The sequence below is a fragment of the Gordoniibacillus kamchatkensis genome (assembly GCF_000829455.1).
GTDB lineage: Bacteria > Bacillota > Bacilli > Paenibacillales > NBRC-103111 > Gordoniibacillus > Gordoniibacillus kamchatkensis.
The window spans coordinates 26,288-41,524 of record NZ_JXAK01000042.1; the positions used below are offsets into that span (position 1 = coordinate 26,288).

Below are 15,237 nucleotides of genomic sequence, written 5' to 3' on the forward strand. Positions count from 1 at the left end.
GAAAAGGCCCGGCGTCGCCGGCGCGGAGCCGCATGTTTACTATTCTCGGCATTGCCGTAACGCTGGCGCTGCTCGTATGGTCGCTGCTCGGCCTCAAGCTGACCGGCTTTCAACCGACGTGGTGGCAGTTTACGAAAGCGATGTTCAAAGGTCTTTTCCATCCGGACTGGGGCTACGTCTACTTGCCGGAAGGAGAAGATTTGCTGCGCAACTTGCTGCTGACGCTGTCCATCTCGTATTTGGGCAATATCGTTTCGGCTATTGTATGTTTGCCGTTCGCCTTCTGGGCAGCGGCGAACATGAGCCGTTCGCGCCTCGTATCCGGGAGCGGAAAGCTGGCTTTGAGCCTGGTTCGCACGATCCCCGAGGTCATTATGGCGATCATCTTCATCAAAGCGGTCGGTCCCGGCCCGTACGCCGGGGTACTTGCGCTCGGCCTGCATTCGGTCGGGATGCTCGGCAAGCTGTATGCCGAGGCGATCGAGAACATGGACATGGGGCCGGTGGAGGCGATGACCGCCGTCGGCGCGAACCGCTGGAAAATACTCGCCTTCGCCGTCGTGCCGCAAGTCATTCCGGAGTTTCTCTCGTACGCGCTGTACCGCTTTGAGATCAACCTGCGTTCCGCCACGCTGCTCGGCATGATCGGTGCCGGCGGCATCGGCACGCCGCTTATTTTCGCCATCAACGGGCGTTCGTGGCCGCGCGTCGGCATCATACTGATCGGCATCGTCGTCACCGTCTCGCTGATCGACTACATCTCCGGCACTCTGCGCAAGAAGATCGTATAAGCGCAGCCGGTAAAAGGGCCTTCCCGCCAGCAACACCGTTGGCAGGGGGGCCTTGTTTGTACGTCTTGCGGGAATCCGCGACATTTCGCCAGGGGAGAAGGCATTCGTATGCTGGGGGATTTTGTTCGGAAATTCGGGATTTTGGCCGGGCTTATGCTGGCCGTAGGGGCGGTGTTCGTTTTATTCGGCTTCTCATTCGCGAACGCGGGTCCGAACCTTGATCTCAAATGGGACGCTTACAGCTGGGGGCAGTCGCAGCCTGACGAGTGGAAGCCTTTTGACAGCATTCATCTTGACAGGGCTGCGAACAAAACGGAGGAACAGGACCGGCACGACTTATGGCTGAAAGCGGAACTGCCGAAGGATGGCTTAGGCGATAGAACATATCTGTTCATTTACTGGTATTCGTTTGTCGACAAATTTCATGTGGACGTTTACGACGCCGAAAACAAGCTGATTTATGCTTCCGGCGACAGACGTATGCCCGTCGGCCTGAATGAATGGCACATGCTGCCGATCGGAACGGATTCCGCCGGGAAAACGTTATATTTTCACATGTCCGCAGCAAAACCGCTTACGCAACCGATCGAAGCGTTCGCCGGGCCGCCGCAGGATTTGATTGCGAACATGCTTCGGAAAGATTCGGTCCAAATCGTCTTCGGGATTCTCCACATTTTTTTAAGTGCGGCCGCCATTATGTTCTATTGGAAGCAACCGAACGAAAAGCTGTATTTGTATTTTTTCCTGTTTTCCAACAGCATGGCGGTTGATTTGCTCGTGTTCGGGGGAAGCTGGCAGCTGCTTGTGCCGCCTGGCCTTTTCCGCCTCGCCGGACTCATCGTTCATTTGATTTGGTATATGGGTTATGCGGGTTTTTTGTTATGCTTCGATGCCATATTCGGCTCCGGAAAGATCAAAGCCGTCCGGAGTATCGCGTATGCTTCGTTACTGTATGGAATCGCTGCCACCGTAGCGGGTCTGATCGCCGGCGATATGTGGCACGACCGGCTTTATTTGTTCTTTCACCGCTATCTTGTGTTTTTCATCATTGCCTCGATAACCTTGGCGCTGATCGTTGCGCTAAGAAAACGGCGGGATAAAGAAGCGAAGCTGTTTGTCTTCGGTTTCGCCGCCATTTTGACAACACAGGCTTACCATGAAATCTACCGGCAGTTGGCCCCTATGAACTTGCCGCAAACATCGCCCAAGCTGTACGGTGTTCTGAACATAGCCTGGGTCAACTTGGGGGCGATTTTGTTCGTGCTTTGCCTTGGCGCTATTTTGTCGGGACGATTTATGGAGGTTCACCGCAGATTAAAGCTTTACTCGGCGGAATTGGAAGAGAAAAATATGAAGCTGCAGCAAATGGACAAATTGAAGGACGAATTTCTCGCCAATACGTCGCATGAGCTGCGTACGCCGCTCAACGGCATTATTGGACTGACGGAATCGCTTATCGACGGAGCGGCCGGCGACATCGCGGCGCCGGTTGTTGCCAATTTGCGCATGGTGCTCGTCAGCGCCAAACGGCTGGCGAGCCTGCTCGGCGACATTCTTGATTTTTCCAGATTGAAGCATCGCGACATTCAAATACGCAAAGCGTCGGTGGACATTCACGTTTTGGCCGAAATGATCGTGACGTTATCCAGAGCGTTCGTTCGCGGCAAAAACATCGTGCTTGTAAACGCGATTGCGCCGCATACGTATGTAGAAGGAGACTCTGACCGAATCCAGCAAATTTTGCAAAACTTGATCGGGAACGCGGCGAAATTTACCCACAGCGGCTCCGTCGAAGTGTCGGCAAGCCGCTCCGAACGGTTCACGGGCATGCTTGAAATCAGCGTCGCCGATACCGGGATCGGCATTCCGGCGCATAAGCTGGAGAGCATCTTTGAACCGTTCGAGCAGGCGGACGGGGGGGTGGCGCGCGAATACGGCGGCACCGGACTCGGCCTGACGATTACGAGGCAGCTCGTCGAGCTGCACGGCGGGACGATTCGGGCCGAATCCGAGGCCGGCCATGGTTCGCGGTTTATATTCACGCTGCCGCTCGCTGCCGGGCAGCCGGCGGACAAGACGGAGGAGAAAAGACTGGCAAGAGTGAGCGTGCCGGAAGACGCGGCAGTCGAAGCCTCTGCAGCGAACGTTTTGCCCGCTGCGGCCGGAGTGGAGGATGACGGACTGGCGCCCGTCATTCTGATCGTCGACGACGATCCGATCAATTTGCAGGTGCTTGGCAATCATCTCAGGCTGCACAAGTATGCCGTAAAACAGGCGGAAAGCGGCAGCGAAGCGCTTGCCCTGATCGAGGCGGGGTTTAAGCCGGACATGATGGTGCTCGATGTGATGATGCCGAGGATGTCCGGCTACGAACTGTGCATGCGGCTGCGGGAATCGTATACGGCCGTCGAACTTCCGATCGTGCTGCTGACGGGGAAAAACCAGGTGAACGATCTGGTGGAAGGATTTAATGCCGGCGCTAACGACTATATCCTCAAGCCCGTGATCAAAGAGGAACTGTTGTCCCGTATCGGCCTGCATCTGAAGGTGGCCGAATGGCACGCGGTGCTGGAGCGAACGGTGCGGGAGCGTACGCTGGAACTGGCCGAAGCGAACGGCAGGCTGGAACGCGTGAATCTTGAACTGGAGCATGCTTACCGCGAATTGTCGGAAATGGAGCAGTCCCGCCGCATGCTGTTCACCAATATATCCCATGAGCTCGGCACTCCGTTAACGTCGATTCAAGGGTATATCAAAGGCATGCTGGACGGAATCGAGACGTTCCGGGATCGCAAATATATTCAGCGCATTTACGATAAAACGGTCTATTTGCACCGGATTATCAAAGACCTGTTCGAGCTTTCGAAGCTGGAGTCGAAGCAAATTCGCTTCGATTTTGGCTGGGAGGAGCTGCTGCCGTTCGTAAGGGCGCTTTACACTCGATACGCCTACGATGTGAAGGCCAAGGGACTCCGGTTCGTGTTTGTCGAGTCGGCTTCGGCATCCGGCGGTGCGGCAATGGTACGGATCGATCCGGTTCGAATCGAGCAGGTGGCCGCCAATTTCATTGTGAATGCGCTCAAATTCACGCCCGAAGGGGGAACGGTCCGGCTGGAAGTGAAGGTGGAACGGCGGTCCATGACGGAAGGACGGGCGACCGTCAGCGTCCGGGATACGGGGGTAGGTATGGACGAAGCAGATGCGCGTCACGTTTTCGATCGTTTTTACAGAGGAAAGGGAGCGTATCGGAGCAAGTCCGAAGGGGCCGGCTTAGGGCTTGCGATCAGCAAGGAAATTATCCGTCAGCATGACGGGGAGATTGGCGTGAGCAGCAAGCCGGGCGAGGGGAGCGAATTCTTCTTCACTTTGCCCGTTCAATTTATCGGCGATTCGCAATCGGGGGAGGATAGACATGAATGAGGCTGTAATTTTGCTCGTGGAAGATGAGGAAGATATCCGCGAAATGGTCGCTGTCTATTTGCAAAACGAAGGATATCGCGTTGCCGAAGCGGAATGCGGTCTGGCGGCGCTTGAGCTCGTGGAACGGGAGCAGCCCGACTTGATCGTGCTGGACGTGCTGCTTCCGGATATGAGCGGAATCGAAGTGTGCGAGGAAATTCGGAAACGGTTCGACATGCCGATTGTTTTTATGAGCTGCAAAGACGAATCGGGGGGACATTATTTCGGGGGCTCGAGGTGGGGAGGCGACGATTACGTTACGAAGCCGTTTTGATCCGCAGGTGCTGATGATGAGGGTGAAAGCGAGCTTGCGCCGGTCGCGGCGAATGGGCGGCCGTGCCGACAAGGGGAACACATGGAGCGTGCAATCCGAACTCGAACTCGGAACGCTAACGAGACGGGAAAAGGACATATTGGAAATGGTGGCGCGCGGCTCCTCGAACGAGGATATCGCACGGCAATTATCGCTGTCGGTAGGAACGGTCAAATGGTTCAACTCGCAAATTTTCGGCAAGCTGAACGTGAAAAACCGGGCGCAGGCGATCGCCAAACTGCATGAAATGCGGTTGTTTCAAAACAAGCTGTGAAGGCTTCGTTTGCAAAAACAGGGAGCAAACCTGATTTCGGTCAGGCAAGCTCCCTGTTTTTGTTGCGTCAGGCAACGTTTTTTTGGCGTTCCCCTAACTTTGGTCAGGTGTCCGCAGTCCTGCCATGGATTAAAATGAAATCGGGATTCGACAATAACAGATCATTAGGGCTACTCCAATTGATTTGAAGGAAGGGACGCAGATTGATCGATAACCATCTGCTGGAAGTTCAAGCGGCGCTTCGAAACAACGGCATTCTGATTAGCTTCTCCGGATGGCTCTCCCAGCAATTGATCGAGGAATACGGCCAAGCCATCAAAATGTATCTGGAGGCGGAAAACAGGCCGAAAAACGAAATTTATCATATTTTCTCGATTTTTATCGAACAGACGCAAAACATAAAAAATTACTGTTTGAGAAAGAGCGGTTCCCCCGCTTGCGACCGGATTGCCCAGTCCAGCATCGTGACGATTGGAAAAAACGCGAGTGGAAGCTATATTTGTTCCGGCAATTTGATCGAAAACGAAGATGCCGCCGGATTGATCGCCCGCATCGAATCCATCGTGAAGCTGGATAAAGACGAGCTGAGGCGGCTGTATAAAGAAAAGCTGAAGCTGGAGCTCCCGGATCATGCCGGCGGCGCCGGCCTCGGCTTCATCGATATGGCGCGGAAGGCGACGCAGCCGCTTGAATTTTCCGCCACGAAAGTCGACGAGCATCTTTCATTTTTTGCCTTAAAGGCGGTGGTCTAGCTATGAGGCGGATAGAGCCCATAAGCTTACAGAGTTCGCGCACGACGCCGGAGGTCCGGTTCGACCCGGAACGCGCCACGCTGAAGATTCGCGGCGAGTCCTATCCGGAGAACGCGTTCGAATTCTACGAACCGTTATTGCGATGGGCAGACGAATACTTGGCGCAGCTTTCCGCCGATTCGTTCGTCCGAACCGAGCTCGAGCTCCCTTATATCAACACGTCCAGCACGAAATGCTTCATGCTGCTGCTGGAGAAGTTGGAAGCGGCATATCAGAACGGCAAAACCATTGAGGTCTATTGGTACTATGACGAAGACAACGAAAGCGAGCTGGAATGCGCCGAAGAGTTGAAAGAAGACCTCACCCTTCCGTTTCACATCATTCCCAAGAGCGAGGGCTGAACGTTCGCCGGATCGTTGCCAGAAAGGTTTTATTGTCATGAAGTTTATCCTTCGTACGTTCAAATGGAATATTCGATCGGTAAAAAGCAGATTGATCTTATCCTATTCCATCATTTTGCTCATTCCGAGTTTGGCGATCGGCTGGAATTCCTACACGACGGCCAAAAACAAAGTGGACGACCAAATGAAGCAGGCCGCAGCTGCGGAGGTTGCGCTGCTCAATCAAACGATCGCGCAAATGATCGACGGAAAAATGAAGGATGTCGATTTGCTGTCGCAACAAGTATCGCTCGGCTCGATCGGTTCCATTCAGGGCGACGAAGATCCTAAAGTCAATGAAGCGATGGATACATTTAAACGGCTGCACCCGGAGCTGGAAAGCGTCATTGCCGGAACGGACCAGGGGGTGACCGTGCAATCGCCGAGAAGCTTGACGATCCCTGCCGATTACGATCCGAGGAATAAGCCTTGGTATACGCAAGCGATGGCGCATAAAGACAAGGTTATCGTAACGAATACGTACATATCGAACTTTTCCAATATGGCCATAGTGTCCATTGCCAAGGCGGTGAACGATGGACATGGCGTCATAGCGGCCAATCTCAACCTGAAAACGCTGGACGACATGGTTAAAGGAGTGAAAATCGGGGAGCGAGGGTACATTTATCTGCTTGACGCCAACCGCAAATATTTGATCCATCCGATAGCGAAAATAGGCGATACTTCGACGGCGCCGACGACGGATACGATGTTCAAATCCGAATCCGGCGAAATCGAATACGTCAATACGCTGGACGGAAAGCCGAAGAAAATGGTTTATGAAACGAATCCGTTAACAGGCTGGAAAATAGCGGGCACCTGGTATTCCGACGAAGTGAGGCAAGCCGCCGCTCCTATTTTCAGAAGAACGACGATGGTTATGGCGTTAGCCTTATTCGCCGGGGCCATTATCGTATTCGTCATCATCCGCTCCATTGCAATCCCGCTGCGCTCATTGACCGATACGTCGCGGGAAATCAGCGAAGGCGATTTGGAGCGGCGAGTGGAGGTCAAGGCGGGAGACGAATTGGGCCAGCTCGGACGATCCTTTAACGCGATGGTGGATTCGCTTCGTTCCGTTATGCTGGAGCTGGCGCGCCGCAACCGCGAGATGACGGACAGCATCGCCTATGCGAACCGTATCCAGCAATCGGTGCTTCCGTCCCCCGCCAGCCTGGAACAGGTGTTTGCCGAGCATTGGGTCGTGTGGAAGCCAAGGGATGTCGTCGGCGGGGACTTTTACTGGACGAGGCAGGTTGGCGAAGTCCGCTGGGTCGCCGTGGGCGATTGCACCGGACACGGCGTGCCGGGAGCGCTGATGACAATGCTTACGGTCGCGCTGCTTAACCGAATCGCCGATCAAGGGGGGAACGACGTTCCTTCGCAAGTTCTGCAAAAATTGAACGGTCTGCTCAAGCACATGCTTCGTCAAGAGCAACCGGAAGGTTTGTCCGACGACGGGCTCGATCTGGGACTTTGTTTCGCCCATGGAGCGGAAGTGACCTTCGCCGGAGCGGGCATGACGATCTACGTCGCGGATGCGGCCGGCGTGCGCATGGTGAAGGGAGACAAACACAAGATCGGCTACCGCAGCACGCCGCCGGATTGCGAATATACGAACCGTCTGCTGCGAGCGGATCCCGATGCTGCTTATTACATGGCTTCCGACGGAGTCACGGATCAGAACGGCGGGGACAAGAACGTTTCGTTGGGCAGAACGCGGCTCATGGCGTGGATCGATTCGTTCCGCATCTTATCTATGCCGGAGCAGAGAGGGGAGTTCGAACGGAAGCTTGCGGACTATATGGGCTCCGAGCCGCAACGCGACGATATCGCTATGCTTGCGTTCCGGGCGGCGCCAAAAAGGGCAAGTTAGGGGGGACTGACGGTGGATGGAATCGAACAAAATCAGGCGTCCGAGCTTCTCCTCAAGTACAAGGAGCTGTCCGCCCGGCACGAGAAGCTGATGCGGGAAATGACCAAGATCATGCGCATCAGCGACGCCCAAAGCCGGTCTCTGATCCGGGTCAAGACAGAGCTTAAAGCTCTGCTTGACAATGCCAGACAAGGGTTTCTGACGTTCGACAGCAGCTTGACGGTTCAGAAACAATACAGCGAGGAATGCAGAAGGTTATTCGGGCGCAAAATCGGCGGACTGCCGTTTATCGAGCTGATTTATCCCTTTGACATCGAACAGCAGGAATTGGCGGCGACGTTCCTGCGGCAAATTTTCGGGGAAGAGGACGAGTTTGTACGGGATAGTTGGATGGATTTGCTGCCTAACGAAATTTCGCTTCACGGCAAAATCGTGCAGTTGGAGTATAAGATGATCAGCCATCCGGGAGGAGATCCGTTCTGCATGGTGATCATGACCGACGTTACGCACGAGAAGGATCTCGAGACCGAGGTGGAGCGGGAGAGGCGCATACTCCGCATGGTGGTTAAAGCAGTGGCGTTCGGCAGCGATGTTGCCGAGGCCGTATCCGCCTACCGCAGCTTTGCGGCGTCGCCGATCGCCCGGGCGCCGGAGGGAGAAGGAAGGCAGCGAACCATTATTCGCGGAATTGTATCGCACCGTCCATACGCTGAAAGGAAACTTCGGGCAGCTTGACTTTGTCCATATCGTACCGCGGCTTCATGAGTTCGAAACGAAGCTGTCCGCTTGCAAGCGGGAGCTGCTGGAAGCGCCGCCGGAATCGCTTGCCGAGTTCGTCGCTTCGCACCGGTTGTCCGACTGGCTGGAGGAGGATTTGACGCTTCTGGAGCAAACATTGGGCGATGCGTTCCTTCGGACTTCCAACGTCTTGACGATCGAGGAGGAGAAGATAACCGGATTGGAACGCAAGATCGGCGAGCTGCTTCCTCCGCCGGCGGCCGACGAGCTTCTGGCCGAACTTCGGAAGCTCCGGTACCGCCCGTTCTCCGAGCTGCTCGCCAAATATTCCGATTGGGTGCGCAAAGCGGCTGCGAACCTCGGCAAGCCGATTTATCCGCTCGTCGTCGAACAAACCGAACCGATTCTCGTCGATCCCGAACGTTACCGGCCGTTTGTTCGTTCACTCGTTCACGTGTTCAACAATATGTTGGACCACGGTATTGAAGAAGCGGAAGAGCGGGCGCTGTCGGGCAAAGATCCGATCGGCCTCATCATCTGCGCGGTTTCGAGCGAACGGGATACCATCCGCTTGATCATAGCCAATGACGGAAAGGACATCGATGCCGGTCAAATCCGCGCCAGAGCCGTCGCCAAAGGCATTTACAGCGCGGAGACGGCGGCTAGGCTAACGGATGAAGAGCTGATGTCATGCATTTTTCTGGACGGGTTTTCGACCAAGGACGGGGAGACGGCATTGTCCGGCCGCGGCGTCGGGCTTGCCGCCGTGAAGCGGGAGACGGAACGGATCGGCGGCTCGGTCCGGGTCGAATCCGTCCGGGGAGCGGGAACGACGTTCGTCTTCCGGTTGCCTTTTCACGGAATGAAAGGGGGAGTCTGAATATGGGGCGGATCGTCATTGCCGACGATGCGGCGATCATGCGCAGCCAATTGAGCGCTATTTTTGAACGAAGAGGGGATACGGTGGTGGCGGAAGCGGAGAATGGCCAAGATGCTGTCGCCGCCTTCGAACGATATAAGCCGGATTTAATGACGATGGACATTAATATGCCCGTGTTAACGGGAATCGAGGCTGTCAGGAACATTAGAGAAAAGTTCCCGGTCGACAACATCGTTATGATCAGTACGGAGAACGAACGCAGCATGCTTATGCAGGCTTTCCGGAGCGGAGTCAAGTACTATATCCTGAAGCCGTTTGCAGAAGAAAAGGTGCTGAGCGTAGCCGAACAAATTTTGGGCAGCAATCCTGCCGCTGAACAAACAGGCGCAAGTCCGATGCCGCGCCCGGGGAGCAAAGCGAAACCTGTCCGGCAGCCCGTATGGGCACCAAAGGAAATGCCGAGCGAGCATACAACGTTCGTCAACGAATATTTGGTCGGGAAAACCGTAGGTGAAAATATATTCAATTCCGGAGGCAAGTTGTTGCTGAGAGAAGGCTATATAGTTACAGACGCCGTGGTCGATCTGCTGAAGAAGAACAACGTGCGTTATATCAAAATAAAGTGAACCTAGGCTAGGAGTGGAATCCCTTGAACTTGTTCAAACAACTCGGTATGCTGCTATGCCTTGCCGTGGCTTTATCCGCTTGCAGCCTGAACGCGGCAAGCCGGAGCAATATGCAAGGAGGCAGTCTCACTGCGGACAATCGGGTTAATCCCGGGTTCAAACCCCATTCCAACTCCGAAATCGGCAAACGCGTATTGAGCGATGCCGATTACAATTTGCTGCCGCAGGAGTTCAAACGCATTTACAAACGGGGAAAACTCGTTATCGCCATGTATAAAGGCGACCGGTATCCGTATTTTTTCCAGGACCCTCGGGAAATCCGGTTGGGAGCGACGTCGATTTGGCGTACGATATCGCCTCCAAGCTGGGCGTCGATGCAGAGTTTCTCCGCAGCGCGAACACGTTCGACGATGTGGCCGACCAGGTGGCCGCAGGACAGGCGGATTTGGCCGTTTCCAAGCTGAGCATCACGTTGCCCCGCGCGCAAAAAGTGCTGTTCTCGGATCCGTACCTTCTGCTGCATCAATCGCTGCTGGTCAATCGGCTGCAGTTTGCCGCGCTCAGTAAAAATCAAACCGACCCGCTGGACGTGATCAAACAGAAAAGCGTCAAAATCGGCGTCGTCAAAGGCACATCGTATGTAGGCTACGCGCATGAACTATCGGATAAGGCGGAGATCGTGGAGTATGACAATTTGTCCAAAATGATGGAAGGCGCCTATCGGGGCGAAGTTTTCGCGGCATTTTACGATGATGTGGAAATCAAATCCTATATCGACAACAATCCGGACAGAGCGATACGCCTGCAGGCGTTCGTGTTGAAAGACAGGGTGGATCCGATCGCCATTGCCGTCGCTCCGGACGATTCCCGCCTCCTGGCCTGGTTAAACCAGTTATTATTTATTAACAAAGCCAAATTAACGAACCAGTAAGGAGTCTGTCCATGAATAAACTGCTTTTCCTGAAAAACCCGTGGGTTGTGCTGCTCAGCATTGCACTCGGGGCGGCGATAGGTTTGTTCAACAAAGATCTGGCTCTTTTCATTGCTCCATTCAGCGATATTTACTTGTCCTTTCTCAAAATGTGCGTGCTGCCGATTATGGTCACGGCGGTTGTCTCCAGCATAGGAAAACTTTTGCTCGCGAAGGAATCGGGCATTTTTTTGAAGCGGATGGTCGTCGTTTTTTGCATCGGACTACTCGTCTCGTCGGCTTGATTGTCGGTCTGGCCGGCAGGCCGGGGGACGGGCTCGGCAAGGAAAAACAGAGCACGCTCGGCAAACTTCTCGTGGAAACCGAGAAACGATCCGACAGAACGGCAGAAGCCGACGGCTTCAATATGAAATCGTTTGTTTCCATGCTGATCCCGACCAACATTTTCGACGCTTTATATCATGAGAAAAACTTGCAGGTATTGTTTTTCTCGGTCGTATTCGGCATTGGCGTCGGCTTAATCCGATCGCCCGCCAGCGGTCACATTTTGGCGGCGGGGGAAACGATATTCAAAGCGTTCGAAAAAGCCATTTCCTGGTCCCTTTACGCTTTGCCGTTCGGTTTGATGAGCATCATGGCCGTCCAAATCGCTCAAACGGGCGTTACCGTCATGATCGCCATGGCCAAATTTATTATGCTTACTTACGCCGCCGCGATCATCCTGATTGCGATCAGTTCAGCGGCCATCTGGTATGCGACAGGGAAATCCGTCGTCAAGTCGTTTGCCGATCTTAAAGAACCGCTGCTTATCGCTTTCGGCACCCGCAGCAGCTACGCCGCAATGCCGTCCTTATTCCAGTCGCTGCGCGATGAATTTTCGCTTGAGCCGCAAGCGATTCACTTGATTGTGCCGCTGAATATCGTCATATGCCGATACAGCATGGTGCTCGTTTATACGCTGGGAACCGTGTTCGCAGCGCAATTGTACGGCGTTCCGTTCGGCATTTTCTCCTTCGTCCTGGCCTTGTTCGGGGCCGTCATCGCAGCGCTCGCCGGAGCCGGCTCTCCCGCCGTAGCGGCTTTGTCCATGATTTCGATCGTGCTTGGCATGTTCGGGCTTCCTTCGGGTACGGCCATTATTCTCATTCTGGCGATTATCACCATGATCGATCCGATTCTTACGGTGATCAACGTTCACCTTGCCTGCTCCTCCGCCTTGTTCATTACCAAACCGGCCGGTACGCCCAAAGATTCCGCTGATATGAGCGCTGTCGGCACAACGGTATAAGGTGCGCATCATCCCGATCATACCGATGACGAAAGCTTACGTTATGCATATTCAAGCTCCGCAATGCACCTTGGGCGGTTGAAAGCAACGCATACAAAAATACCGGACCGCCTCGAGCGAGAGCGGTCCGGTATTTTTTGCGACACCGTATGTGCGATTACTTCAAGCCCATCGACTTGTTGACTTCGCGGACGATATCGAATTTCTTGTCGTCGGAAACGACGTAGCCTTTGTGCGTGTATACGTCGGAAATGACCTTCAGGCCTTCCGGATCTTTGCCGATCGCGATGAACGCGTCCTGGATTTTCTTTTTCCAGGTCGGATCCATATCCGGACGGACGGCGATCGTGTCGTTCGGGATTTTGTCCGTGAACGCGAGGACGCGGGTGTCCTTCAGGGCGTTCGGATAATCTTTCAACATTTGCGCGCGGATGTCCTGGAATACGCCGATGGCGTCCACTTGGCCGTTCAGCAGGGCGATGACGGCTTTGTCGTGGCCTTGGAACTGCTGCGGCTGCACGTCCGTTTGCGGATCGATCCCGTTCTTTTTGAGCAGCGCGCCCGGGTAAATGTAACCGGCAGCGGACGTTACGCCTTGCCAGCGACTTTTTTGCCTTTCAGGTCGGCGATGCTCTTGATCGGGGAATCGGCTTTAACAACGATCATTGCTTTGTAGAAATCAACAAGGTCTTGCGTCGGTTGGCCCGTAGCGTCGTCTACACCGTTGCGCAGCGCCTGCAGCAGCAGGTCGGCCGCTTTGCGGCTGTCGTGAGCGACGACGTAGCTGGACGGCGGCAGGAAGCCGATGTCGACTTTCTTGGAAGCCATCGCTTCGATAACCGTGTTGTAATCGGTAGATACGGATACTTTGACCGGAATGCCGATGCGGTCGCCGAGCATTTTCTCGAGCGGCTTCGCTTTTGCTTCCAGCGTTTCGGCGTTTTGCGACGGAACGAACTGGACGGTTAGCGTTGTCGGCACGTATCCGGCGGATGCCGCTTGTTTGTTGTCTTGCGGCGCTGCTGCGTTACCCCCCGCGTTCGCGTCTTTCTTTCCGCAGCCGGCCAGAATGCCTGCAGCCAAAACGACGGAAAGGCTTACGGTTGCTACCTTTTTGAACATGTTTTGACCTCCGTATAATATTTGTTAACATGAAGCCAAGACAACTATATCATACATTGCCCCATATTTCAGTTAAAAAAATGTGAAGCATCCAAAATATTGTAGAGAGATGTAGTATGATAGGACGGGGGAGTGAAAGCGACATGTCGAAAAATCAGGACGAATGCGAAATTGTCATTGTGGAGACGAGCGATTTGCACGGCGCGCTGCTGCCGATCCGGTATGCGGACAACGGGCCGGCGGAGCTGGGACTCGCCAAAATCGCTACGCTCGTACGGGCCGAGCGGGCGCGGGGCGGCAACGTTATTTTCGTAGATAACGGAGATTTGATCCAGGGCACGCCGCTCGCTTATCATCATGCCCGGCTCGATCCGGAGCCGACCGATCCGATGGTGACGGCGCTTGGCGCGCTTGGCTGCGATGCGGCCGTCGTCGGCAACCATGAATTCAACTACGGCATGGGCGTGCTGCGCAAAGCGATGCGCGAGTCGCCGTTCCCGTGGCTGAGCGCCACGGTGGTCGATGCGGCGACGGGAGAGCCGGCGTTCGGCCGGCCGTATATCGTGAAGGAGACGGATGAAGGGGTAAAAGTAGGCATTCTCGGGCTGACGACGCCTTATATTCCGAATTGGGAGCAGCCGGAGCATATCGCGGGCCTTTCGTTCGTCGACGCGGTGGAAGCGGCCCGGCGCTGGGTGCCGGTGCTGCGCGAACGGGAAGGAGCCGATGTAGTCGTCATCTCGTACCACGGCGGCTTTGAACGCGATCTGGAGAGCGGGGAGCCGACCGAGCCGCTGACCGGTGAAAATCAAGGCTACCAGCTGTGCACGGAAGTGCCCGGCATCGATGTGCTGCTGACGGGCCATCAGCACAGGCAGATCGCCGGCGCCAGCGTCGGCGGCGTAACCGTCGTGCAGCCCGGCACCGCCGGCGCAGCGCTCGGCAAGGTGAGCCTGCGGCTCGTGCGCGAAGACGGCAAATGGCACATTGCCGAGAAGTCGTCGCAGCTCGTATCCGTAGAAGGGGCCGAGCCGGATCGCGAGCTGCTCGCTCTGGTCGAGCCTTACGAAGCGAAAACCCAGAAGTGGCTCGATACGCCGATGGGCCGGCTGCAGGGCGATATGCGGGTGACCGACCCGATGAAGGTGCGGCTCCGCGACAACGCCCTGATCGAGTTTATCAATCGCGTGCAAATGGAAGTTTCGGGTGCGGAGATCTCCAACACGGCGCTGTTCGACAACGTTTCGCCGGGATTCCCGCCGGACATTACGATGCGCCATATCGTCGCTAACTACATTTATCCGAACACGCTAAAGGTGATACGCATCACCGGGCAGGACATTCGCGATGCGCTGGAAAAGTCGGCGGAATATTTCGCTTTGGACGCGTCCGGGGAAATCGTCGTCAATCCGAGCTTCCTTGCGCCCAAGCCGCAGCATTATAATTACGATATGTGGGAAGGGATCGAGTACAAGCTTAACGTTTCCAGGCCGGCCGGGCAGCGGGTAGTGCAGCTGACGTTCCGCGGACAGCCGCTCGACCCGGCCGCCGAGTACGACGTAGTCATGAACAACTACCGCGCGGGCGGAGGCGGGAACTATTTTATGTTCCAAGGCAAGCAGGTCGTTCGCGACATTCCGACCGACGTGGCGGAGCTGATCGCCAATTACATTTTGGAAAAAGGTACGATAGAGGCGGCCGTCGACGGGAATTGGGAAGTCGTGACGGATTGAATTTGACGATTGCG

The 15,237-nt window shown here is 55.1% G+C and carries 11 protein-coding genes and 3 pseudogenes; 13 read left to right on the top strand and 1 reads right to left on the bottom strand.

Annotation, left to right across the window (positions count from 1 at the left end):
- The first annotated feature begins 32 nt into the window (after positions 1-32).
- The 12 genes and pseudogenes from phnE to SD70_RS21770 all read left to right on the top strand — a co-directional run bounded on the left by phnE (position 33) and on the right by SD70_RS21770 (position 12,368).
- Positions 33-791, top strand: a complete 759-nt coding sequence (gene phnE / locus SD70_RS21710) for a phosphonate ABC transporter, permease protein PhnE (RefSeq protein WP_052487741.1) — start codon at positions 33-35, stop codon at positions 789-791.
- Between the two features lie 108 nt (positions 792-899).
- The gene (locus SD70_RS33770) at positions 900-4,211 is read left to right on the top strand and encodes an ATP-binding protein (protein ID WP_052487730.1); all 3,312 of its coding nucleotides are present in this window, start codon (positions 900-902) and stop codon (positions 4,209-4,211) included.
- Entirely contained in the window at positions 4,204-4,524 is a 321-nt protein-coding gene (locus SD70_RS21720) for a response regulator transcription factor (RefSeq protein WP_052487731.1), read from the top strand. The genes SD70_RS33770 and SD70_RS21720 overlap by 8 nt, the downstream gene beginning before the upstream one ends.
- Positions 4,525-4,537: 13 nt before the next feature.
- The gene (locus tag SD70_RS21725) at positions 4,538-4,837 is read left to right on the top strand and encodes a response regulator transcription factor (RefSeq protein ID WP_156158129.1); all 300 of its coding nucleotides are present in this window, start codon (positions 4,538-4,540) and stop codon (positions 4,835-4,837) included.
- Positions 4,838-5,040: 203 nt separating this feature from the next.
- A complete protein-coding gene (locus SD70_RS21730) occupies positions 5,041-5,589 on the top strand; it encodes a SiaB family protein kinase (protein WP_041049656.1) in 549 nt (182 codons plus the stop codon).
- Between the two features lie 2 nt (positions 5,590-5,591).
- Positions 5,592-5,990, top strand: a complete 399-nt coding sequence (locus SD70_RS21735; RefSeq protein ID WP_197081108.1) for a DUF1987 domain-containing protein — start codon at positions 5,592-5,594, stop codon at positions 5,988-5,990.
- Between the two features lie 37 nt (positions 5,991-6,027).
- On the top strand, positions 6,028-7,905 hold the full coding sequence (locus SD70_RS33775) for a cache domain-containing protein (protein ID WP_052487733.1): 1,878 nt from the start codon (positions 6,028-6,030) through the stop codon (positions 7,903-7,905).
- 12 nt (positions 7,906-7,917) lie between these two features.
- On the top strand, positions 7,918-8,640 hold the full coding sequence (locus SD70_RS37115) for a hypothetical protein (RefSeq protein ID WP_041049657.1): 723 nt from the start codon (positions 7,918-7,920) through the stop codon (positions 8,638-8,640).
- Positions 8,594-9,523 carry an ATP-binding protein gene (locus SD70_RS21750; RefSeq protein ID WP_041049658.1) on the top strand — a complete coding sequence of 310 codons (930 nt, stop codon included), beginning with the start codon at positions 8,594-8,596 and terminating at the stop codon, positions 9,521-9,523. Before SD70_RS37115 ends, SD70_RS21750 begins: the two co-directional genes overlap by 47 nt.
- A gap of 2 nt (positions 9,524-9,525) precedes the next feature.
- Positions 9,526-10,149 carry a response regulator transcription factor gene (locus tag SD70_RS33780; RefSeq protein ID WP_052487734.1) on the top strand — a complete coding sequence of 208 codons (624 nt, stop codon included), beginning with the start codon at positions 9,526-9,528 and terminating at the stop codon, positions 10,147-10,149.
- Between the two features lie 316 nt (positions 10,150-10,465).
- A pseudogene (locus tag SD70_RS21760) lies at positions 10,466-11,080 on the top strand (ABC transporter substrate-binding protein); the annotation flags it as partial.
- Positions 11,081-11,091: 11 nt separating this feature from the next.
- Positions 11,092-12,368 (top strand): annotated as a pseudogene (locus SD70_RS21770) (dicarboxylate/amino acid:cation symporter).
- A gap of 157 nt (positions 12,369-12,525) precedes the next feature.
- On the opposite strand, the pseudogene SD70_RS21775 reads toward SD70_RS21770, so the two are convergent.
- A pseudogene (locus SD70_RS21775) lies at positions 12,526-13,490 on the bottom strand (phosphate/phosphite/phosphonate ABC transporter substrate-binding protein).
- Between the two features lie 143 nt (positions 13,491-13,633).
- Between SD70_RS21775 and SD70_RS21780 the strand changes: the two are divergent.
- Positions 13,634-15,223, top strand: a complete 1,590-nt coding sequence (locus SD70_RS21780) for a bifunctional metallophosphatase/5'-nucleotidase (RefSeq protein WP_041049662.1) — start codon at positions 13,634-13,636, stop codon at positions 15,221-15,223.
- The last annotated feature ends 14 nt before the right edge of the window (positions 15,224-15,237 follow it).